General features: G+C 72.3%; 21 protein-coding genes and 3 tRNA genes. 19 read left to right on the top strand and 5 right to left on the bottom strand.

Annotation, left to right across the window (positions count from 1 at the left end; genetic code table 11):
• The first annotated feature begins 2 nt into the window (after window positions 1-2).
• Window positions 3-1,241: a VOC family protein gene (locus tag ASF37_RS12575; protein WP_056555375.1), complete on the top strand. Its 1,239-nt coding sequence runs from the start codon at window positions 3-5 to the stop codon at window positions 1,239-1,241.
• On the opposite strand, the gene ASF37_RS12580 is transcribed toward ASF37_RS12575, so the two are convergent.
• Window positions 1,222-1,872, bottom strand: coding sequence for a hypothetical protein (locus ASF37_RS12580; RefSeq protein WP_162239960.1), 651 nt, complete (start codon window positions 1,870-1,872; stop codon window positions 1,222-1,224). The two genes, ASF37_RS12575 and ASF37_RS12580, sit on opposite strands and share 20 nt — an antisense overlap.
• A gap of 175 nt (window positions 1,873-2,047) precedes the next feature.
• On the bottom strand, window positions 2,048-2,704 hold the full coding sequence (locus ASF37_RS12585; protein WP_162239303.1) for a DUF429 domain-containing protein: 657 nt from the start codon (window positions 2,702-2,704) through the stop codon (window positions 2,048-2,050).
• 57 nt (window positions 2,705-2,761) lie between these two features.
• On the opposite strand from ASF37_RS12585, the gene ASF37_RS12590 reads away from it, so the two are divergent.
• The 13 genes from ASF37_RS12590 to ASF37_RS12650 all read left to right on the top strand — a co-directional run bounded on the left by ASF37_RS12590 (window position 2,762) and on the right by ASF37_RS12650 (window position 12,549).
• A complete protein-coding gene (locus tag ASF37_RS12590; protein WP_056580997.1) occupies window positions 2,762-3,199 on the top strand; it encodes a VOC family protein in 438 nt (145 codons plus the stop codon).
• Between the two features lie 48 nt (window positions 3,200-3,247).
• Window positions 3,248-3,976 carry a DNA repair protein RecO gene (gene recO / locus ASF37_RS12595; protein WP_055965369.1) on the top strand — a complete coding sequence of 243 codons (729 nt, stop codon included), beginning with the start codon at window positions 3,248-3,250 and terminating at the stop codon, window positions 3,974-3,976.
• A gap of 25 nt (window positions 3,977-4,001) precedes the next feature.
• The gene (locus tag ASF37_RS12600; RefSeq protein ID WP_056581000.1) at window positions 4,002-4,796 is read left to right on the top strand and encodes an isoprenyl transferase; all 795 of its coding nucleotides are present in this window, start codon (window positions 4,002-4,004) and stop codon (window positions 4,794-4,796) included.
• Window positions 4,793-5,308, top strand: coding sequence for a hypothetical protein (locus ASF37_RS12605; RefSeq protein WP_056581002.1), 516 nt, complete (start codon window positions 4,793-4,795; stop codon window positions 5,306-5,308). The genes ASF37_RS12600 and ASF37_RS12605 overlap by 4 nt, the downstream gene beginning before the upstream one ends.
• Window positions 5,309-5,328: 20 nt before the next feature.
• The gene (locus ASF37_RS12610) at window positions 5,329-5,979 is read left to right on the top strand and encodes a peptidylprolyl isomerase (protein WP_055965377.1); all 651 of its coding nucleotides are present in this window, start codon (window positions 5,329-5,331) and stop codon (window positions 5,977-5,979) included.
• A 29-nt stretch (window positions 5,980-6,008) separates the two neighbouring features.
• Window positions 6,009-6,788 (top strand): fumarylacetoacetate hydrolase family protein, encoded by a 780-nt coding sequence (locus ASF37_RS12615; protein WP_055965380.1) that lies wholly within the window; start codon window positions 6,009-6,011, stop codon window positions 6,786-6,788.
• Window positions 6,781-8,328: a glutamate--tRNA ligase gene (gltX, locus tag ASF37_RS12620; RefSeq protein WP_056581005.1), complete on the top strand. Its 1,548-nt coding sequence runs from the start codon at window positions 6,781-6,783 to the stop codon at window positions 8,326-8,328. Before ASF37_RS12615 ends, gltX begins: the two co-directional genes overlap by 8 nt.
• A gap of 116 nt (window positions 8,329-8,444) precedes the next feature.
• Window positions 8,445-8,516: transfer RNA gene (locus ASF37_RS12625), tRNA-Gln, on the top strand.
• A gap of 28 nt (window positions 8,517-8,544) precedes the next feature.
• Window positions 8,545-8,617, top strand: a tRNA-Glu gene (locus ASF37_RS12630).
• Window positions 8,618-8,680: 63 nt separating this feature from the next.
• Window positions 8,681-8,756: transfer RNA gene (locus tag ASF37_RS12635), tRNA-Glu, on the top strand.
• A gap of 946 nt (window positions 8,757-9,702) precedes the next feature.
• Window positions 9,703-10,503, top strand: a complete 801-nt coding sequence (locus tag ASF37_RS12640) for an NYN domain-containing protein (protein WP_055965385.1) — start codon at window positions 9,703-9,705, stop codon at window positions 10,501-10,503.
• A 79-nt stretch (window positions 10,504-10,582) separates the two neighbouring features.
• A complete protein-coding gene (locus tag ASF37_RS12645; protein ID WP_156368202.1) occupies window positions 10,583-12,091 on the top strand; it encodes an Ada metal-binding domain-containing protein in 1,509 nt (502 codons plus the stop codon).
• Window positions 12,088-12,549 (top strand): methylated-DNA--[protein]-cysteine S-methyltransferase, encoded by a 462-nt coding sequence (locus ASF37_RS12650; protein ID WP_056581011.1) that lies wholly within the window; start codon window positions 12,088-12,090, stop codon window positions 12,547-12,549. The genes ASF37_RS12645 and ASF37_RS12650 overlap by 4 nt, the downstream gene beginning before the upstream one ends.
• Window positions 12,550-12,553: 4 nt before the next feature.
• Here the strand turns inward: ASF37_RS12650 and ASF37_RS12655 are convergent, their stop codons facing one another.
• Entirely contained in the window at window positions 12,554-12,982 is a 429-nt protein-coding gene (locus ASF37_RS12655) for a class F sortase (RefSeq protein WP_235493007.1), read from the bottom strand.
• A gap of 151 nt (window positions 12,983-13,133) precedes the next feature.
• On the bottom strand, window positions 13,134-13,943 hold the full coding sequence (locus tag ASF37_RS12660; protein WP_056581014.1) for a CHRD domain-containing protein: 810 nt from the start codon (window positions 13,941-13,943) through the stop codon (window positions 13,134-13,136).
• Window positions 13,944-14,160: 217 nt separating this feature from the next.
• On the opposite strand from ASF37_RS12660, the gene ASF37_RS12665 reads away from it, so the two are divergent.
• From ASF37_RS12665 to ASF37_RS12675, 3 genes are all read left to right on the top strand, one after another.
• Complete coding sequence (locus ASF37_RS12665) at window positions 14,161-14,667, top strand: sigma-70 family RNA polymerase sigma factor (protein WP_200931231.1); 507 nt, start codon at window positions 14,161-14,163, stop codon at window positions 14,665-14,667.
• Window positions 14,664-15,383 (top strand): hypothetical protein, encoded by a 720-nt coding sequence (locus ASF37_RS12670; protein WP_056555396.1) that lies wholly within the window; start codon window positions 14,664-14,666, stop codon window positions 15,381-15,383. Before ASF37_RS12665 ends, ASF37_RS12670 begins: the two co-directional genes overlap by 4 nt.
• Before the next feature lie 85 nt (window positions 15,384-15,468).
• Complete coding sequence (locus ASF37_RS12675) at window positions 15,469-15,894, top strand: hypothetical protein (RefSeq protein ID WP_056555399.1); 426 nt, start codon at window positions 15,469-15,471, stop codon at window positions 15,892-15,894.
• A 7-nt stretch (window positions 15,895-15,901) separates the two neighbouring features.
• On the opposite strand, the gene ASF37_RS12680 is transcribed toward ASF37_RS12675, so the two are convergent.
• Complete coding sequence (locus ASF37_RS12680; protein WP_055965411.1) at window positions 15,902-16,618, bottom strand: IclR family transcriptional regulator; 717 nt, start codon at window positions 16,616-16,618, stop codon at window positions 15,902-15,904.
• Between the two features lie 85 nt (window positions 16,619-16,703).
• Between ASF37_RS12680 and leuC the strand changes: the two genes are divergently transcribed.
• Both leuC and leuD read left to right on the top strand, forming a co-directional pair.
• Window positions 16,704-18,128 (top strand): 3-isopropylmalate dehydratase large subunit, encoded by a 1,425-nt coding sequence (leuC, locus tag ASF37_RS12685; protein WP_055966407.1) that lies wholly within the window; start codon window positions 16,704-16,706, stop codon window positions 18,126-18,128.
• A 5-nt stretch (window positions 18,129-18,133) separates the two neighbouring features.
• Entirely contained in the window at window positions 18,134-18,733 is a 600-nt protein-coding gene (gene leuD / locus ASF37_RS12690) for a 3-isopropylmalate dehydratase small subunit (RefSeq protein ID WP_055965413.1), read from the top strand.
• The last annotated feature ends 17 nt before the right edge of the window (window positions 18,734-18,750 follow it).

Below are 18,750 nucleotides of genomic sequence, written 5' to 3' on the forward strand. Positions count from 1 at the left end.
GGGTGGGTCCCACCGAGCTGCGAGCGCGGTTCGCCCGGTCCCTCTCGGAGCTCTACGGCTCGGAGGTGCCCGCGTACACGACGTTGGTCGAGGCCTGCGAGCAGGTGAACGCCGAGGTGCTCGAGCGGCGCGGCGAGGACGCCGAGCGGCTCGGCTCCATCCAGCGCGTCACGGCCGAGCGGCACGGCGCCATCCGGGTGGGCACGGCCGCCGAGCTCGCCCAGGTGGGCCGGGTCTTCGGCGCGTGCGGCATGTACCCCGTGGGGTTCTACGACCTGCGCGAGGCCACCCCGCCGATCCCCGTCGTGAGCACCGCGTTTCGTCCCACCTCGCGCCTCGAGCTCGCGGAGAACCCGTTCCGCGTGTTCACCTCGGTGCTGGTGGTCGACGACCGGCGCTTCTTCGACGAGCGCACCGAGGCGCAGCTGCGGGAGTTCCTCGACGCGCGCACGCTGTTCCCCGACGAGCTGCTCGACCTCGCCGACCGCATGGAGAGCGAGCACGAGCTGTCCCACGACCAGGCCGACCGCTTCCTCGAGCTGGCCACCGCGTCCTTCGCGCTGTCGGACGAGCCGGTCGACCGCACCTGGTACGAGCACCTCGAGTCGATCTCGAGCGTCGCGGCCGACATCGGCGGGGTCACGTCCACCCACATCAACCACCTCACCCCGCGCGTGCTCGACATCGACGCGCTCTACGCGCGCATGGGCGAGCTGGGCGTCGAGATGATCGACCGCATCCAGGGCCCGCCGAGGGTGGAGTCGGGGCGGGGCGTCGACGTGCTGCTGCGTCAGACGTCGTTCCGGGCGCTCGACGAGCCGCGGCGCTTCCGCGAGGCCGACGGCTCGGTGGTCGAGGGACGACTGCGGGTCAGGTTCGGCGAGGTCGAGGCGCGCGGCGTGGCCCTGACGCCTGCCGGCCGCAACCTCTACGACGGGAGGGGCTTCCGCGCCTTCCCGACCACGGACGAGGACCTGCACCGCACCGGTCTGGCCTACTACACGCGCAACCACGCGGGCCGGCTCCAGCCGATCGTCTACGAGGACTTCCTGCCGAAGTCCGCCGCCGGCATCTTCGCCTCCAACCTGACGTCCGACGGCACGGCCGACGCACGCCGCCGCGCCTCGTTGCGTGACGCCGCCTGGATGCAGGAGGCGCTCGGCCGCGAGCTGCACGACCCCTACGCGCTCTACGAGCGCGAGAGGGCGGAGGCCGGGGCAGCTACTCGACGCGCTCCATGACGGACTTGTAGCCGGTCGCGGTCTGGGTGAACGAGTCCTCGCTGCACGTGTACTGCACGGGGCCGCTGCCGGGCTGCAGCTCCTGCTCGCTCTCCTTGCCGTCGGCCAGGCGCACCGTGAGGCTGCCGTCGACGTCGCCGAGCACGAAGCTCATGGTGTCGCCGCTCGTGCTCACGTCGTAGGTGACGGTGCCCTCGAAGATCGCCTCGCCGCCCGCGGCCTCCAGGGCGAGCGTGGCGGGCGTGCCGTCGTAGGTGACCGTCTCGGTGCCGTCGTCGGTGATCTCGAGCGTGCGCTTCACGTCGGAGATGGTGAACTTCCCCTGCTCGGTGTCGACCGTCTCGGTGTGCTCGGTGGTGCGCCAGGTGCCGACGAGGCACGCGTCGAGGCCGCCTGTCGCTGCGTCCTGGTCCGCCGGTGCCTCGCTCGAGGGGGCGGACCCGCCGGCTGCGGAGGGTGTCGTGGCGGTGTCGCCGTCGGACGAGCGCCCGAACGCGAACCCCGCGGCCACGGCGCCTCCGATCACCAGGACGGCGCCGAGCGTGAGGGCCACGACGACCCACGTCCGTGGTGGTTGCTTCGGTCCGCACTGCGGCTCCGGCTGCGGAATCACCTGGGTGTCTTCGTCCATCGATGCCCTCCCGAGACGTGGTCCTGCGGCGTGCTCGCAGACACCTTCGCACGGATCGATGGCCGCGTCGACGTCTCCGTCCCCGACTCGTGCTCGCCCCTGCGCCCTGACGCCTTCGCGTCGGTCCTGGCGTCGTCGATCGACACGAAGGGGTCAGAACGCGGAACGGGGCGGGTCAGACCCAGATGGGGGCGCCGTCGGCGGGGTCCTCGGGGAGGCGCAGAGCCGTGCCGCGGGCGATGCGGCGTGCCGTCCACGCGGCGGCGCCGGCGTCGAGCACGTCGTCGAGGGCGGCTCCGCGTGGCGGACTCGTGGGGAGCTCGATGCCCTCGGAGCGCAGGAGTGCGCGACGTCGGGCCGCCCCCTCGGCGAGCTTCTTGCGCTCCACCAGCGGCTCGCCCGCCAGCTCGGCGAAGCTCGACTCCGGGTGCACCTCGTGCACGGGGACGTCGGGATCGGTGGCCAGCCAGTCGCGCACGTCGCGGATGGCGGGGAAGAGGCCGAACGACTGGCGGCTCAGGCCCAGGCCCGTGGCCTCGCGGTTCAGCCGGTTCGCCTCGGCGTACTCCGTGGCATCGACGGCGGAGGCCGCCGGGGAGTTGAACACCGTGGACGCCCGACCTGGCAGACGTCGGCGTGCCTCCCGCTCCGCTGCGCGCCCCTCCGTCTCGGGCAGCTCCAGCGGGATGTCGATCCCCACGACGTCGACCGGTCCCGCCGCGCCGACCAGCTCGCCGATCGTGGGCGCGACGAGGACCAGCACGACGTCGTCGTCGCTCCAGCGCACCCCGATCCAGCCGCCTCGGCAGCCGTCGACCCCCAGGACCTCCACGTCGGCATCGTGGCACCGTCCGTGGACCGTGTCGGTGGGCGGGGGCATGCTCGAGCCATGAGCCGAGACGTGCAGGTCACCATCGACTGTGCCGGGCCGGGTGCCCTCGCCGTCTTCTGGGCCGAGGTGCTCGGCTACCAGGTGCAGCCCCCACCACCGCCCTTCGCGTCGTGGGAGCAGGCCCTCGACGCGTTCGGCGTGCCGGAGTCCGAGCGCGACTCGCGGTCCGCGGTGGTCGACCCCGCCGGCGTCGGTCCGCGGGTCTTCTTCCAGAGGGTCCCGGAGGGCAAGGCGGTCAAGAACCGCGTCCACCTCGACGTCAGGGCCGCGCCGGGTCTGGAGGGCGAGGAGCGGATGGCCGCGCTGCAGGCCGAGTCGAAGCGCCTGCAGGGTCTCGGCGCCCGCGAGCTCTACCGCGTCGAGCCCGACGGCGGCATGGAGGCCGGGTTCATCACGATGGCCGACCCCGAGGGCAGCGAGTTCTGCCTGGACTGACGGCCTCGCCAGCCCCGAACCGTCGGCACGGCCAGGCATGATGGTGCAGTGAGCCTCTATCGCGACCAGGGTGTGGTGCTGCGCACCCACAAGCTGGGCGAGGCCGATCGCATCATCACGCTGCTCACCCGTCAGCGCGGTCTTGTCCGCGCGGCCGCCCGGGGGGTGCGCAAGACGTCGTCGCGGTTCGGCGGCCGGCTCGAGCCGTTCATGCACGTCGACCTCCAGCTCGCGGAGGGGCGCACCCTCGACACGATCGTGCAGGTCGAGACGCTCGGTGCCTACGCCCGCGACCTCGGTCTCGACTACCCGGCCTACACGGCGGGCACGGCGATCCTCGAGACCGCCGAGCGCCTCGTCACGCACGACGGTGAACCGGCCGTGCAGCAGTACCAGCTGCTCGTCGGCGCGCTGGCCGCTCTCTCGACGCGGCGTCAGCCGCCGAGCACGCTGCTCGACTCCTACCAGCTGAGGGCGCTCGCGGTGGCCGGCTACGCCCCCAGCTTCTCCGGCTGCGCCCGGTGCGGGCTCGAGGGACCGCACCGTAACCTGCACGTGCCCTCCGGCGGCATGCTGTGCGACGGCTGCCGCCTGCCCGGGTCGTCGGCACCCTCGCCCTTCGCCGTCACGCTCCTGGCCGCGCTGCTCGCGGGTGACTGGCCGGTGGTCGCCGAGGCCGACGACCGCACCCGCCGCGAGGCCGCCGGTATCGTCAACGCGTACCTGTCGTGGCACCTGGAGCGCGGACTGCGCTCCATGGGGCACGTCGACCGTTGAGCCACCCCGAACCCGGCCAGGAGTCATGAGCCCCGCACCCGCCCGTCCTGCCCGCGGCCGCCCCGAGCCGCGCGAGCCGGAACCGCACCCGTCGGGTGCCCGCCCGCCCCAGCTCGAGCCGCACCAGGTGCCCCGCCACGTCGCGGTGGTCATGGACGGCAACGGGCGGTGGGCCAAGGAACGCGGCCTGCCGCGCACGGAGGGTCACAAGCGTGGCGAGTTCGCCCTGCTCGACGTCGTCAAGGGCGCGATCGAGGTCGGGATCGAGGCCGTGAGCGTCTACGCCTTCTCCACCGAGAACTGGAAGCGCTCGCCCGAGGAGGTCCGCTTCCTCATGGGGTTCAACCGCGACGTGGTGCACCGTCGCCGCGACGAGATGCACGCCCTGGGGGTGCGGGTCCGCTGGGCGGGTCGTCCTCGCCGGCTGTGGCGCAGCGTCATCAACGAGCTCGAGACGGCCGAGCGCCTCACGCGGCACAACGACGTGCTGAGCCTCACCATGTGCGTCAACTACGGCGGCCGGGCCGAGATCGCCGACGCCGCCGCGGCACTCGCCCGCGACGTCAAGGCGGGCAAGGTCGACCCCGACCGCGTCACCGAGCGCACCTTCGCCCGCTACCTCGACGAGCCCGACCTGCCCGACGTCGACCTGTTCTGGCGCACGTCGGGCGAGCAGCGCACGAGCAACTTCCTGCCGTGGCAGTCGGCCTACGCCGAGCTGGTGTTCTCCGACATCGCCTGGCCCGACGTCGACCGGCTGGCCCTGTGGGCCGCGGTCGAGGAGTACGCAGGTCGCCAGCGTCGGTTCGGTTCGGCATGAGCACGGACGGCATGGAGAGGGGCGGCATGGAGACGGGCGGCACGAGCACGGGCGGGGGCGCACCCGTGCGCGGACCCAAGGCACCACCTCGGCGCCTGCTCACGGACTGGACCACCACGGCCGGCGTGGCCGGCGACGGGCTCGCGGCCCTGGTGGCCGCCGACGACGCGGTGGCCGAGGCCATCCATCTCGCGACGCTGGGCTACGAGGTGTTCGTGCTCGACACCGTCACGCCCGACGACTCCACGCCGCCGCGGGTGCACGTGGTGCCGATCTCCGCGGCCGACGTCCCGGAGGTCTGGCACGACCGGTTCGCTCTGGTCGTGGCCGACGTCGCGTCGTCGGCAGCGGTCGTGCCGTGCGTGGCCGAGGCCGGTCTCCTCGTCGTCATCGGCGAGGCGCCGGTGCCGTCCGACCTCGCGCCCGGCTTGGTCGAGGTGCGCGTGGAGGTGGGCCCCGATCCGGACTCCCCGGTCGTGGAGCGGTTCCGGGCGGTCCACGCCCGGCTGTGAGGGTTCTCTACGATCCCTGCATGCGCCTGCGTCGAACCGCCGTCCTGCTCGCCGTCGTCCCGCTGCTGGGTCTCGCCGCCTGTGGCGACGACTCGGACTCCTCGGACGCTGCCTCCGACGAGGGGTGCTCGTGGGTCGAGACCGGTGGTGCGGCCAAGCAGGTCGACCCGCCGGCCGACGACGCGGAGCCGGCGGGCTCGGTCGTCATCACCATCAACGGGCAGGACGTGCCGGTCGAGCTGCTCCCCGAGCCGGTGTGCGCGACCACGTCGTTCACGTCGCTCGCCGAGCAGGGCTACTTCGACGACGCCCCCTGCAGCCGCGTCAGCGACCCGACGGCCGTGCCCTACGGCATCATCCAGTGCGGCGACCCGACCGGCACCGGGACCGGTGGGCCGGGATACTCCTTCGCCGACGAGCTGACGGGGGAGGAGGCCTATCCGGCGGGCAGCGTCGCGATGGCCAACGCCGGGCCCGACACGAACGGCTCGCAGTTCTTCCTGAACTTCGCCGACTCGGACTTCCCGCCGGACTACACGGTCTTCGGCACGATCTCGGCGGACGGCCTGGCCGCGCTCGAGGACGTCGCCTCGGTCGGCGCCGAGGGTGGCGCCCCCGACGGACCGCCGGCCGAGCCGATCGTCATCGACTCGGTCCGTCCGGTCGAGTAGCGCCTGCCCCGGCTCGGTAGGGTCGAGGCATGCGTGTAGCCAGGTTCGCCGGGGACGACGATCCCCGTTTCGGAGTGGTCGGTGACGAGGACGGCACCCCCACGATCGCGGTGCTGAAGGGTGACCCGCTGTACGCGGGCTACGAGCTCACGGGCCAGAAGGTCGCGATCGACGACGTGCGCCTGCTGGCGCCGGTGATCCCCCGCAGCAAGGTGGTGGGCATCGGCAGGAACTATGCCGCGCACGCGGCCGAGCTGGGCAACGACGTGCCCGAGAGGCCGCTCGTCTTCCTCAAGCCCAACACCAGCGTGGTCGGTCCCGGTGACCCGATCGTCTACCCGGCTCAGAGCTCGGACGTGCACTTCGAGGGCGAGCTGGCCGTGGTGATCGGGCGCATCTGCAAGGACGTGCCCGCCGAGGACGTCGACAAGGTGATCTTCGGCTACACGGTGGCCAACGACGTCACCGCACGAGACCTGCAGCGCACGGACGGCCAGTGGGCCCGCGCCAAGGGCTTCGACAGCTTCTGCCCGCTCGGCCCGTGGATCGAGACCAACCTCGATCCCGCCGACCTCCGCGTCACCACCGAGCTCGGCGGCGAGGTGAAGCAGGACGGCCGCACCAGCGACATGGTGTTCTCCGTCGCCGACATCGTCGCCTACGTCTCCTCGTTCATGACGCTGCTGCCCGGCGACGTCATCCTCACCGGCACCCCCGACGGCGTCGGACCGATGCAGGTCGGCGACTCGGTGAGCGTCACCGTCGAGGGCATCGGCACCCTCACCAACCAGGTGGTCTCCCATGACTGACGTCAGCCCCGAGACGACCAGCACCGCTTCCGTCCCGACCGTGGGCGACGACGTGCCGGTGGTCGCCCGCTTCTGCCCCTCGCCGACCGGCAACCCGCACGTCGGCATGGCGCGCACGGCGCTGTTCAGCTGGGCGTACGCACGCCACCGCGGTGGCCGCTTCGTGTTCCGCATCGAGGACACCGACGCGAGCCGCGACAGCGAGGAGTCCTACGACCTGTTGATCGACGTGATGCGGTGGCTCGGCCTCGACTGGGACGAGGGCGTCGAGGTGGGCGGCCCGAACGGGCCGTACCGCCAGAGCCAGCGGATGGACGTGTACGCCGACGTCGCGCAGCGCCTTCTCGACGCCGGGCTGGCGTACAAGGCCTACGACACCGCCGAGGAGCTGGAGCAGCGTCGTGACGCGGCGCGGGCCGCCGGTCGGCCCAGCGGCTACGACGGACTGCACCGTGACCTCACGCCCGAGCAGCGGGCCGCCTACGAGGCCGAGGGCCGGCAGCCGGTCATCCGGTTCAAGATGCCGCAGAAGGACTGGACCTTCGACGACCTGGTCCGCGGACCGATCACGTTCGGCGCCGAGAACGTGCAGGACTTCGTCATCGTGCGCGCCAACGGTCAACCGCTGTACACGCTGACGAACCCCGCCGACGACGCGCTCATGGGCATCACCCACGTGCTGCGCGGCGAGGACATCCTCAGCTCCACGCCCCGCCAGATCGCGATGTACGAGGCGTTCGCGCAGATCGGCCTCGGTCACGGCATGGTCCCGCGCTTCGGCCACCTGCCCTACGTCACGGGCCAGGGCAACAAGAAGCTGTCGAAGCGCGACCCCGAGTCCAACCTCCTCGGCTACCGGGAGCAGGGCTTCCTGCCCGAGGGGCTGCTCAACTACCTCGCCCTGCTGGGCTGGTCGCTCCCCGCGGTCGACGGCGTCGAGCGCGACGTGTTCACGCTCGAGGAGATGGTCGAGGCCTTCGAGATCTCCCGCGTCAACCCCAACCCGGCCCGCTTCGACCTCAAGAAGTGCGAGGCGATCAACGGCGACCACGTGCGGCTGCTCTCCGACGAGGACCTCCGCGCCCGGCTGGTGCCGCGGTTCGCGGCCGAGGGCCTCGTGCAGGATCCGCCCACGGAGGCGCAGAGCGCCATGCTGGCGGCCGCGGTGCCCCTCGTCCACGAGCGGATGGGGCTGCTCACCGAGGCCGTCTCGATGCTGCGGTTCCTGTTCGTCGACGAGGCGGACTTCACGATCGACCCGGACGACCGTGCGAAGCAGCTCGACGAGAAGGGCCTGGAGGTGGTGCAGGCCGCCCTCACGGCGCTGGAGGCCATCGGCTCGACCGTCGAGTGGTCGACGCCCACGATCGAGGGCGCGCTGCGCGCTGCGCTGGTCGACGACCTGGGGCTCAAGCCGCGACTGGCCTTCGGGCCGGTGCGGGTGGCCGTGACCGGTAGCCGCATCTCGCCGCCCCTGTTCGAGTCGATCGAGCTGCTGGGTCGGACCCGCACGCTGGAGCGTCTGCGCGCGGCACTCTGACCAGACCCGGACGTCGAGGCGGAGGGCCGCACCCGGTTTGGGGGAGCGCATCGGCGTCGGGTAAGGTTTCTCCCTGGTTCGGACGCCGTTCGCAAGGACGGTGCTCGATACCCCCATGGGGTATGGTGTAATTGGCAACACAGCGGTTTCTGGTACCGTCGTTCTAGGTTCGAGTCCTAGTACCCCAGCGAAGACCGGGTCTGTGATCCGGTCCGCGCCCCGTTGGTCTAGCGGTTATGACGCCGCCCTCTCAAGGCGGAGATCGCCGGTTCGAATCCGGTACGGGGTACGAAAGGGTGCTGTACGTGCCGCAGGCACGACCAGCCTCTTTCACACGGCTCCTCGGGGCCGGGGCCCCGTTGTGTAGCGGCCTAGCACGTCGCCCTCTCAAGGCGGTAGCGCGGGTTCGAATCCCGTCGGGGCTACCACGCACCACCGCAGACCCCTCGACCCCTGGTCGGGGGGTCTCGTGCGTTCCTGCGACCGCATCGTGGTGCGTCGCTCGGCTCGGCGGCGTTCCTGCGGCTACGTCGGCTCGGGTGGTCGGTCGCTTGCGGCTGCACTGCCGCCGCTGGGTCTTTCCTCGGTGCTGCGCTGCTCCTGCTGGGTCTCGACCTGCGGCTGCGTCGCTGTGGCTGCGAGTCGACCTGCGCTCCGAAAGGGCCTCGACCGGCGGACGGGTCCGGGCTCGGGCGAGCTCTCGGAGCGTGGCTCGGAGGGACGCAAGGTTCTGCGTTCGTGCGTGAGAGGGCGAAGGATGCTGCGTTCGCTACGGGATCCCGTCACCAACGCAGCATCGTTCGGGCTTCTGCACGCGAAGGCAGAATCCTGCGTCCAGTGGGGGCTTCGGTGCGCAGCGGGTGGGCAGGGATTCTCCCTTTGCGCGTGACGGTCCACGAGAAGGGAGAATCCCTGCCCGTACGGGGCCTTTTTCGTCGCCACGATGCTTCCTTCGCGTGGCACGGTCCACGCGAAGGGCGAATCGTGCGTAGATCACGCGCAGATGGAGAATCCTGGCCGCGCCCCGCAGACCCAACCGCGCCGAGACCCACCGCTCCGGTCGAGGCCCTTTCGGGGAGCAGGTCGACTCGCAGCCACAGCGACGCAGCAGCGAGCGAACGCCCAGCCGAGCGACGCAGCAGCGAGCGAATGCCCAGCCGAGCGACGCAGCAGCGAGCGAGTGCCCAGCCGAGCGACGCAGCAGCGGGGGAACGCCCAGCCGAGCGACGCAGCAGCGGGGGAACGCCCAGCCGAGCGACGCAGCGGCGCGGGAACGCCCAGTCGAGCGACGCAGCAGCAGGCCGGGACCTCGGCAGCCGAGGAGCGGCGAGGGGAGTGGCGGGAGGCGTGAGCCGGCGCCCCTAGGGTGGACCCATGCCTCCTGCTCGCATCGCCGTGCTCATCGACGCCGACAACGCTCCTGCCTCCAAGATCGGCGCGATCCTCTCGCAGGTCGCGAAGTCCGGGAACGCGCACGTGCGCCGCGCCTACGGCGACTGGAAGAACTCCCACCTCAAGGGCTGGGAGGGCCGGCTGCAGGAGTTCGCGATCGCCCCCGTGCAGCAGTTCGCCTACACGAAGGGCAAGAACGCCTCCGACATCGCCATGGTCATCGACGCCATGGACCTCCTGCACGCGGGCGTGGCCGACGGCTTCGCCATCGTCTCGAGCGACGCCGACTTCACGCCCCTCGTCATGCGCCTGCGACAGTCCGGCGCCGAGGTCCTCGGCTTCGGCGGGGAGAAGGCGCCCAAGGCGTTCCAGAACGCGTGCTCGACCTTCTACAAGCTGGAGACGCTGCGCGAGGACGACGACACCGAGGACGACACCGAGGACGACGCGGACGAAGCCCCGGACGACGCTCCGGCCGCCTCCAACGGCCGGGCTCGTCCCGCCTCGCAGCGCGCCTCCCAGCGCGTGGACGGCGCCAAGCTGCGCAGCGACCGACAGCTCGTGCGCATGCTCCGCACGGCCGTCGACGAGGCCGCCGACGACGACGGCTGGGCCCAGCTCTCCAAGGTGAGCGACCAGATCCGCAACCAGTCCTCGATCCAGCCCGGCAACTACGGCTACGCGAAGTTCAGCGGGCTCATCGAGGCGATCGACCTGTTCGAGGTCAAGCGCGCCGACGGCAAGTCGGTGATGGTGCGGCGGAAGAAGCGCGGCGGACGCTGACCCAGCGACGGAACGGCACGGCACGGCCGTGTCCGATTCCCGCCAGACGTACTTGCCCCCACGGGGCACGATGGTCGGCATGGAGGACTTCGACGAGCGCTACCGCGCGGTGAGCTCGCGCGACGAGCGCTTCGACGGGATGTTCTTCACCGCGGTGCGCACCACGCGCATCTACTGTCGTCCCTCCTGCCCGGCGACGACCCCGCTCGCCCGGAACGTGGAGTTCCACCGCACGGCCGCGGCGGCGGAGGCGGCCGGCTTCCGTGCGTGCCGACGGTGCCGTCCGGACAGCTCGCCCGGGTCGCCGGAGTGGGACGTCCGAGCCGACGCCGTGGGGCGTGCGGTCCGGCTGGTGCGCGACGGCGTCGTCGAGCGCGAGGGCGTTCCGGGGTTGGCGCAGCGGCTGGGCTACAGCGAACGGCACCTGAACCGCATGATCACCCAGGAGCTCGGTGTGGGACCTCTTGCGCTGGCCCAGTCGCAGCGCGTTCGCACCGCGCGGCTGCTGGTGGAGACGACCGACATGCCCATGTCCGACGTCGCCTTCGCGGCGGGCTTCGCGTCGGTCCGCCAGTTCAACGACGCCTTCCGGCGCGCGTACGACCGCTCGCCCCGCGAGATGCGCCGACGCGGCGCCGGCGGCTCGACGGCGGGGGAGTGCCTGCGACTGCGGCTCGCGCTCCGGCGCCCCTTCGACGCCGACGCGCTCGGGGGCTTCCTCGCCGACCACGCCGTGCCCGGGCTCGAGGTCGGTGAGGGACGCAGGTTCGCCCGGGTGCTCTCGTTGCCGCACGGCAGCGCCGTCGCCGAGCTCGTCCTGCACGACGACCACGTGTCGTGCCGGGTGCAGCTGCAGGACCCGCGCGACCTCACGGCGGCCGTCGCCCGGCTGAGGCACCTGCTCGACCTCGACGCCGACCCGGTCGCGATCGATCGAGCGCTGGGCGGCGAGGAGGGTGGGGCCGGGGACGGCGGTGCCAGCGATGGTGGGGCCGGGGACCTCGGCGCCCTGGTGCAGGAGCGACCTGGGCTGCGCGTCCCCGGCACGGTCGACGCGTTCGAGACGGCCGTGCGCACGGTCGTCGGGCAGCAGGTGTCGGTGAGCGGCGCGCGGACCGTCATCGGTCGGCTCGTCGCGGCCTCCGGGGAGACGGTCGAGCTGCCCCTCGCCCAGGAGCTCGGACTCACCCACGCGTTCCCGACCGCCTCGGCGCTGGCCGCGGTCGATCCCGAGACCCTGCCGATGCCCCGGTCCCGCGGGCGCACCGTCGTCGCCCTGGCCCGTGCGGTCGACGTCGGTGACCTCGTGCTGGACGGCGGCGTCGACCGCGACGCCGTCAGCCGCGCGCTGCTCGCCGTGCCCGGCATCGGCCCGTGGACCGTGGGCTACGTGCGCATGCGCGGGCTGGGCGATCCGGACGTGCTCCTCGAGACGGACCTGGTGCTCCGGCGGATCCTCCACGCCCGCGGGACCACCGACGCCGACGTCAGGCGGTGGGCGCCCTGGCGCTCGTACGCCGGGATGCACCTCTGGACCGAGCACCTGGCACGGCAGGCCTTGACCACGACGAGAGGATCGAGAGCATGAGCACCCGTTGGATGGACTCACCGATCGGCGGACTGCGCCTCCACAGCTCCGCGGGCCTCCTGACCGCGATCGAGTTCGGGGCCGAGCCGCACGGCCGTCCCGCCTCGGACCCGCTGCTGGACGACGCCCAGCAGCAGCTGCAGGAGTACTTCACGGGCGACCGCCGGAGCTTCGACCTGCCGCTCGCGAACGACGGCACCGAGTTCCAGCGCAAGGTGTGGGGCGAGCTGCGCCGGATCCCGTTCGGGGAGACGGCCAGCTACGGCGAGATCGCCCGACGTCTCGGCTACGAGCCCGTGATCTCGAGGGCCGTCGGCGCCGCCAACGGCGCCAACCCGCTGCCGATCGTCGTCCCGTGCCACCGGGTGGTGGGCTCGGACGGCTCCCTCACCGGCTACGCCGGGGGAGTGGAGCGCAAGAGGGTCCTGCTCGAGCTGGAGCGTCCTGGGCTCTTCTGAGGACTCAGACCTCGGAGGCGAAGACGACCCGGTTCTCGGTGTACCGGCCGATCCCGCGGTCGTAGGGTCCCGTGCAGGTGATGAGGCGGACCTGCGACCCCGCCGCCCTGCCGTAGACGTCCTCGGTGGGAAAGCGGCTGTCCTGCGGCACGTCGCGCACCTCGGTGACCTCGTAGGTGCGGCGCTGTCCGCGAGCGTCGAGGACGCTCAGCTGCTCGCCGACCTCCAGCTCGGTCAGCCGCGCGAACACGGCCGGCCCGGTGCGGGAGTCCTTGTGGCCCACGATGACGGTGGGGTAGGTCTCGCCCGGCTTGCCGCCGCCCGTGAACCAGCCGACGCGGGCCGGATCCTCGGGCACCTCGAGCTCGCCGGTCCCCGCATCGATGCCCAGGCCGACGAGCGACTCGTCCAGACCCAAGGGCGGGATCGTCACGCGGATCGGAGCTGCAGCGGCCCGCGGGGCCTGGCTCGTCGGCGCGGCCGTCGTGGTCGTCTCCGCCGGTCGCGGGGCAGGGGCCCGGTCCTGCCCGCCACACCCTGCGAGGAGCGTGACGAGCAGGACCAGGCCGGCCAGTCGGCGAATCTCAGGCACCCTGACGACGACGTGCGGCGACGGCGCCCGCAGCAGCGAGTCCGACGAGCGTCAGGGCGACGTAGGGAGCGGCCGGGGTGGAGCCGGCGGTTCCGCCCTCCCCGGTGTCGACCCCGTTGCGCGGGACCACGCGATCCTCGTCGTCGGCGTTCTCCTCACCGGCGTCCTCGTCATCGGGCCCGCCGCTCTGCGGACCGCCGGCACCGTTGGCCTCGTCCAGGAGCTCCTGGCTGAAGGCCAGCTGACCGCGCACGGCGCCGGGGACGTTGGCGGCCGTGTGGGTGTCGGCCGAGAAGCCGGCGGGGTTCGCCTCGATCTGGTCGAGGGTGAAGCCCGTGCCGGTGTCCTGGCCTTCCGCGCTCAGGCCGGTCGTGAACGGTCCTTCGGAGCAGCCGCTGCTGTTGCGGATGTCGGAGTCCTCCGGGCCGGGGTTCGGGAACGACAGGCGCGGGGGCCCGTTCTGGCCGGCCGGCGTCTGGTGGATGTGCGTGGCGGTGCGGGCGGCGCTCTGGTACGGCGGGTCGACGCCCTCGGTGGTGATGTCCCAGCAGATGATCTCCTCGTCGGAGTTGATCAGGAAGATGAACGTGCCGGAGCCGTCCTCCTGGCCCACGCCGACCGTGCCGTCGGGTCCGACGACCTGGTCGCCGGTCGCCTCGGCGACGAACGCGCTGGTGAAGGTCTCCGGGCGCTCGACCTGCTCCGTGGTGTCGGCTGTCGCGGTCGAGGCGAGTCCGCCGAGTGCCAGGGGCAGTGCGGCGGCGAGGCCGGCCGCTGCGGTCCATCGAGTCGATCGGGTCATGGTCGTCCCTTCGTCGTGTGGCGTCCGGCGACGCCGGTCGTGTCGGGATACGAGGCGGAGCGCCGGTGCGTTCACGAGGACGGCGAGGGATCTTCGCGAGAACGTTCGCGGCCGACGCGGCGTACACCTCTCCATGACCGCTTCCGTGACCGTGTTGCCGTGCCCCGGCGCGCCGACGGGCCTACCGTGGAGCAACCTCGCGAGAAGGGCGGTCCGGATGACGGCTGAGGGCTTCGACGTGCGCTCCGCGTACGCCGAGCACGGCCGTGACCTCCTGGGCTTCGCCGTGAACGCCGTGGGCGACCGGGGCCTCGCCGAGGAGTGCGTGCAGGAGACCTTCACCCGCGCCTGGCAGGCGCGGGAGCGCTTCGACGCCGCCCGGGCGTCGTCGAGGACGTGGCTCTTCGCGATCGCCCGCAACGTCGTGATCGACGCCCTGCGCCGCCGCGGGCGCCGCCCGATGACGCTGGTGCCGGACGTCCGGGAGCCGCGTGAGGTCCGACCGCCGGAGAGCGACCAGGTGGACGACCACGTCGGCCTGGTGTGGGCGCTGGCCCAGATCTCCGCGGACCAGCGCCGCGTGATCGTGGCGGTGCGCCTGGAGGGACTCACCTACGATCAGCTGTCCGAACGTGACGGGGTGCCGGTCGCGACGCTGCGCACCCGGATGTTCCACGGCCTGCGCGCGCTGCGTGTGCTGCTCGACGAGGAGGGAGCCTCATGACCACGCCCCAGGACCGCATCGACCAGCTGCTCGCGGCCGCTGCCACGGGCGACCTCGACGAGGCCGAGGCCGCCGAGCTGGAGGCGTTGGTCGCCGAACGTCCCGAGCTGCGCGCCGAGCTCGACGCGCTGCGCAGCGCCGTGGGGACGCTCGACGAGTGGGCCCTCGCGGGCGGTGCGTGGAGCGACGTGCCGCCCTCGACCGCGCTCGACGCAGCGATCGGCCGGATCGGGGCCACCGGAGCAGCGCCCGTCGGGCCTGCGCCCCGTCCCCGGTCCGCTCGTCGTCGGCTGGGGCTGGTCGCCGCCGCCGTGGCGCTCGTCGCGGCCGGCTCGGCGACCACGCTCGGCGTCCAGGCCGTCCTGGGCGACGGCACCGTCGAGGGCCCGCCCGGCACGCTCGGCGCCGTCGAGCGGCTCGCTCCCTCGGTCAGCGACGACAGCCCGCTGCCCGGGCGCGTCGACGCGGCGTTCGTCGCCCACACCTGGGGCACGGAGGCCGTGCTCGACGTCGCCGGCACCCGGCCCGGGGAGGTCTACGTCGTCTATGTCGTGGACGAGCAGGGGCGCGACGTGGAGGCGGGCGCCTTCCTGGGCTCGGCGGTGGAGGTCCACTGCCGCATGAACGCCGCCGTGCTGCGCGAGGACGTCGCGGGCCTGCGCGTCGCGGACGCCTCCGGCGTCACGGTGGCGACCGCCACGGCACCCACGCTGTGAGCCGGAGCCGGGGTCCGTGCAGGTTCACCTCCGCGTCACCTGCGTCTGCCATGATTCGGCCGAGTCCGACCATGCGAGGAGCGAGATGGCCAAGGTGAAGAAGTCCGAGAAGGCGTCCGGCGGCGCGAAGAAGTCCTCGAAGAAGGGCGGCCCGAGCAGCGCGAAGGAGCTGGCCAAGGCGCAGGGGCAGGTCGAGAAGCTGCGTGGCTCGGTGGATCAGCTCGAGCGCAAGCTCGAGAAGGCCAAGGGCAAGGCGGCGCAGTGGAAGGCCGAGGCTCGGCAGGAGCGTTCCAAGGTGGCCAAGCTCGAGGCCAGGCTCCGTCGCGCCACCCGTGACGCCCCTGTCGACCACGCTCCGCCCGCGGAGCGCGGAGACCTGCCCGTCGAGGAGTCGCCCGTCCCCGACGAGTCCTGGACCGTGGTGCGGCTGCGCGCGGCGGCCCGCGAGAAGCAGGTCCCCGGTGCGTCCCGGATGACGAAGGGCGCCTTGCTCGAGGCCCTGCGCGGGTAGACGGAGGTCAGCCGGCGCGGCGCAGGCTCTGGCTGAGCCGTTCCGCGGCGGCGGCCACGGCAGGTGCGTGCATGCGCCCCGGCTGCCGGGTCAGGCGTTCCAGGGGACCGGAGACCGACACGGCGGCGACCACCTTGCCGGAGGGGGAGCGGACCGGGGCGGAGACCGACCCGACACCCGGCTCGCGCTCGCCGACGCTCTGCGCCCATCCGCGGCGACGCACGGCGGACAGCTCGGCGGCCGAGAAGGTGGCCTTGAGTAGCCCCTTGTTCATGCGCTCGGGGTCCTCCCACGCCAGCAGGATCTGGGCAGCGGACCCGGCTGCCATGGTGAGCTGGCCTCCGACGGGGATCGAGTCGCGCAGACCGGTCGGCCGGTCCGCCGCCGCCACGCACACCCGGAAGTCGCCCTGTCGGCGGTACAGCTGCGCCGACTCGCCGGTGATGTCGCGCAGACGTGCGAGCACCGGACCCGCGGCGGCCAGCAGGCGGTCCTCGCCGGCGGCGGCGGCGAGCTCGCCGAGCCGCGGTCCGAGCACGAAGCGTCCCTGCATGTCGCGGGAGACGAGCCGGTGGTGCTCGAGCGCCACGGCGAGCCGGTGGGCCGTCGGCCGCGCGAGGCCGGTCGCGGCGACCAGCCCGGCGAGGGTGGCAGGTCCGGGCTCGAGGGCCGAGAGCACGAGAGCGGCCTTGTCGAGCACACCCACTCCACTGGCGTTGTCCATGCCTTGATACTGCCGTATCGTATGGTGAGACGCAAGTGCTAGGCTGACGCCGCACTGACGACGACGCAGAGGAGAGATGATCGCGATGGGCAGGACGCTCGCGGAGAAGATCTGGGACGACCACGTCGTCCGCACGGCCGAGGGCGAGCCCGACCTGCTCTACATCGACCTCCACCTCATCCACGAGGTCACGAGCCCGCAGGCGTTCGACGGCCTGCGGCTGTCCGGCCGTCCCGTCCGCCGGCCCGACCTGACCCTCGCCACCGAGGACCACAACATCCCGACGACGGACCTCGACAAGCCGATCGCCGACCCCGTCTCCCGCACCCAGGTCGAGACGCTGCGTCGCAACGCCGAGGAGTTCGGCGTCCGCCTGCACCCGATGGGCGACATCGACCAGGGCATCGTCCACGTGGTCGGACCGCAGCTGGGCCTCACCCAGCCGGGCATGACCATCGTGTGCGGCGACTCCCACACCTCCACCCACGGCGCCTTCGGGTCGATCGCCTTCGGCATCGGCACGAGCGAGGTCGAGCACGTGCTCGCCACCCAGTCGCTGTCGCAGGCCAAGCCGAAGATGATGGCCGTCGACGTCGACGGCACGCTGCCTCCCGGGTCGACCGCCAAGGACCTGATCCTCGCGCTCATCACCCAGGAGACGACCGGTGGCGGCCAGGGCTACATCGTCGAGTACCGCGGCGAGGCGATCCGTGCGCTCTCCATGGAGGAGCGCATGACGATCTGCAACATGAGCATCGAGTGGGGAGCGAAGGCCGGGCTCATCGCTCCGGACGAGACCACCTTCGAGTACATCCAGGGCCGCCCGCACGCTCCGCAGGGCGAGGCGTGGGACGAGGCCGTGGCGTACTGGACGAGCCTCACCACCGACGACGACGCCCACTTCGACAAGGTGATCCGGATCGACGCGTCCGAGATCACGCCCTTCGTCACCTGGGGGACGAACCCCGGCCAGGGCGCCCCGCTCTCGGGCACGGTGCCGGATCCGGAGAGCTTCGAGGAGCCGACCGAGCGCGAGGCCGCCGCGAACGCGCTCGCCTACATGGGTCTGGAGGCCGGCACGCCGCTGCGTGACATCAGCGTCGACACCGTGTTCGTCGGCTCGTGCACGAACGGCCGGATCTCCGACCTGCGCCGCGCCGCCGAGCTCATCGAGGGCCGCACGGTGGCCGAGGGCACGCGCATGCTCGTCGTGCCCGGCTCGGTGAGGGTTCGGCTGCAGGCCCAGGAGGAGGGTCTCGACCGGATCTTCACCGACGCCGGCGCGGAGTGGCGCGGAGCGGGATGCTCCATGTGCCTCGGCATGAACCCCGACCAGCTGACCCCGGGGGAGCGCAGCGCCTCCACGTCCAACCGCAACTTCGAGGGACGCCAGGGCAAGGGCGGCCGCACCCACCTCGTCTCGCCCGACGTCGCCGTGGCCACGGCCGTGCTGGGCCACCTGGCCAGCCCGGCCGACCTCGAGCCCGTCCCCGCGACCGCAGGAGCCTGATCACGATGGAGAAGTTCACCTCGCACACCGGCGTCGGCGCCCCGCTGCGGCGCAGCAACGTCGACACCGACCAGATCATCCCCGCCGTCTACCTCAAGCGCGTCACGCGCACCGGCTTCGAGGACGGACTGTTCGCGGCCTGGCGCAACGACCCCGAGTTCGTCCTGAACCGCGACGCCTTCCGCGACGCGACCGTGCTGGTGGCCGGTCCGGACTTCGGCACCGGCTCGTCGCGCGAGCACGCCGTCTGGGCCCTGCAGAACTACGGCTTCAAGGCCGTGATCAGTTCACGGTTCGGTGACATCTTCCGTGGCAACTCCGGCAAGGCCGGGCTGCTGGCCGCCCAGGTGGACGACAAGGTCGTGCAGCGCCTGTGGGACCACCTCGACGCGAACCCGGGCGCGACCGTCACGGTCGACCTCGAGTCGCGCACGGTGCGTGCCGGTGAGGGTCCCGACGCCATCGAGGACTCGTTCACGATCGACGACTACACGCGCTGGCGCCTGCTCGAGGGTCTCGACGACATCGCGATCACGCTCTCGCACGACGACGACATCGCCACCTACGAGAGCCGGCGCCCCGCGTTCAAGCCCGCCACGCTCTGACGGAACGCCCCGAGCGG

It is taken from the genome of Aeromicrobium sp. Leaf289 (assembly GCF_001423335.1).
Classification (GTDB): Bacteria; Actinomycetota; Actinomycetes; order Propionibacteriales; family Nocardioidaceae; genus Aeromicrobium.

Excerpts from the sequence above, each read along its gene's own strand:
- gltX (WP_056581005.1), top strand. The coding sequence starts at position 6,781 with ATGACTGACGTCAGCCCCGAGACGACCAGCACCGCTTCCGTCCCGACC.
- ASF37_RS12615 (WP_055965380.1), top strand. The coding sequence starts at position 6,009 with ATGCGTGTAGCCAGGTTCGCCGGGGACGACGATCCCCGTTTCGGAGTG.
- ASF37_RS12640 (WP_055965385.1), top strand. The coding sequence starts at position 9,703 with ATGCCTCCTGCTCGCATCGCCGTGCTCATCGACGCCGACAACGCTCCT.
- ASF37_RS12680 (WP_055965411.1), bottom strand. The coding sequence starts at position 16,618 with ATGGACAACGCCAGTGGAGTGGGTGTGCTCGACAAGGCCGCTCTCGTG.
- ASF37_RS12675 (WP_056555399.1), top strand. The coding sequence starts at position 15,469 with ATGGCCAAGGTGAAGAAGTCCGAGAAGGCGTCCGGCGGCGCGAAGAAG.
- ASF37_RS12600 (WP_056581000.1), top strand. The coding sequence starts at position 4,002 with ATGAGCCCCGCACCCGCCCGTCCTGCCCGCGGCCGCCCCGAGCCGCGC.
- leuC (WP_055966407.1), top strand. The coding sequence starts at position 16,704 with ATGGGCAGGACGCTCGCGGAGAAGATCTGGGACGACCACGTCGTCCGC.
- leuD (WP_055965413.1), top strand. The coding sequence starts at position 18,134 with ATGGAGAAGTTCACCTCGCACACCGGCGTCGGCGCCCCGCTGCGGCGC.
- ASF37_RS12580 (WP_162239960.1), bottom strand. The coding sequence starts at position 1,872 with ATGGACGAAGACACCCAGGTGATTCCGCAGCCGGAGCCGCAGTGCGGA.
- ASF37_RS12660 (WP_056581014.1), bottom strand. The coding sequence starts at position 13,943 with ATGACCCGATCGACTCGATGGACCGCAGCGGCCGGCCTCGCCGCCGCA.
- ASF37_RS12650 (WP_056581011.1), top strand. The coding sequence starts at position 12,088 with ATGAGCACCCGTTGGATGGACTCACCGATCGGCGGACTGCGCCTCCAC.
- ASF37_RS12665 (WP_200931231.1), top strand. The coding sequence starts at position 14,161 with ATGACGGCTGAGGGCTTCGACGTGCGCTCCGCGTACGCCGAGCACGGC.
- ASF37_RS12605 (WP_056581002.1), top strand. The coding sequence starts at position 4,793 with ATGAGCACGGACGGCATGGAGAGGGGCGGCATGGAGACGGGCGGCACG.
- ASF37_RS12590 (WP_056580997.1), top strand. The coding sequence starts at position 2,762 with ATGAGCCGAGACGTGCAGGTCACCATCGACTGTGCCGGGCCGGGTGCC.
- ASF37_RS12670 (WP_056555396.1), top strand. The coding sequence starts at position 14,664 with ATGACCACGCCCCAGGACCGCATCGACCAGCTGCTCGCGGCCGCTGCC.
- ASF37_RS12645 (WP_156368202.1), top strand. The coding sequence starts at position 10,583 with ATGGAGGACTTCGACGAGCGCTACCGCGCGGTGAGCTCGCGCGACGAG.
- ASF37_RS12610 (WP_055965377.1), top strand. The coding sequence starts at position 5,329 with ATGCGCCTGCGTCGAACCGCCGTCCTGCTCGCCGTCGTCCCGCTGCTG.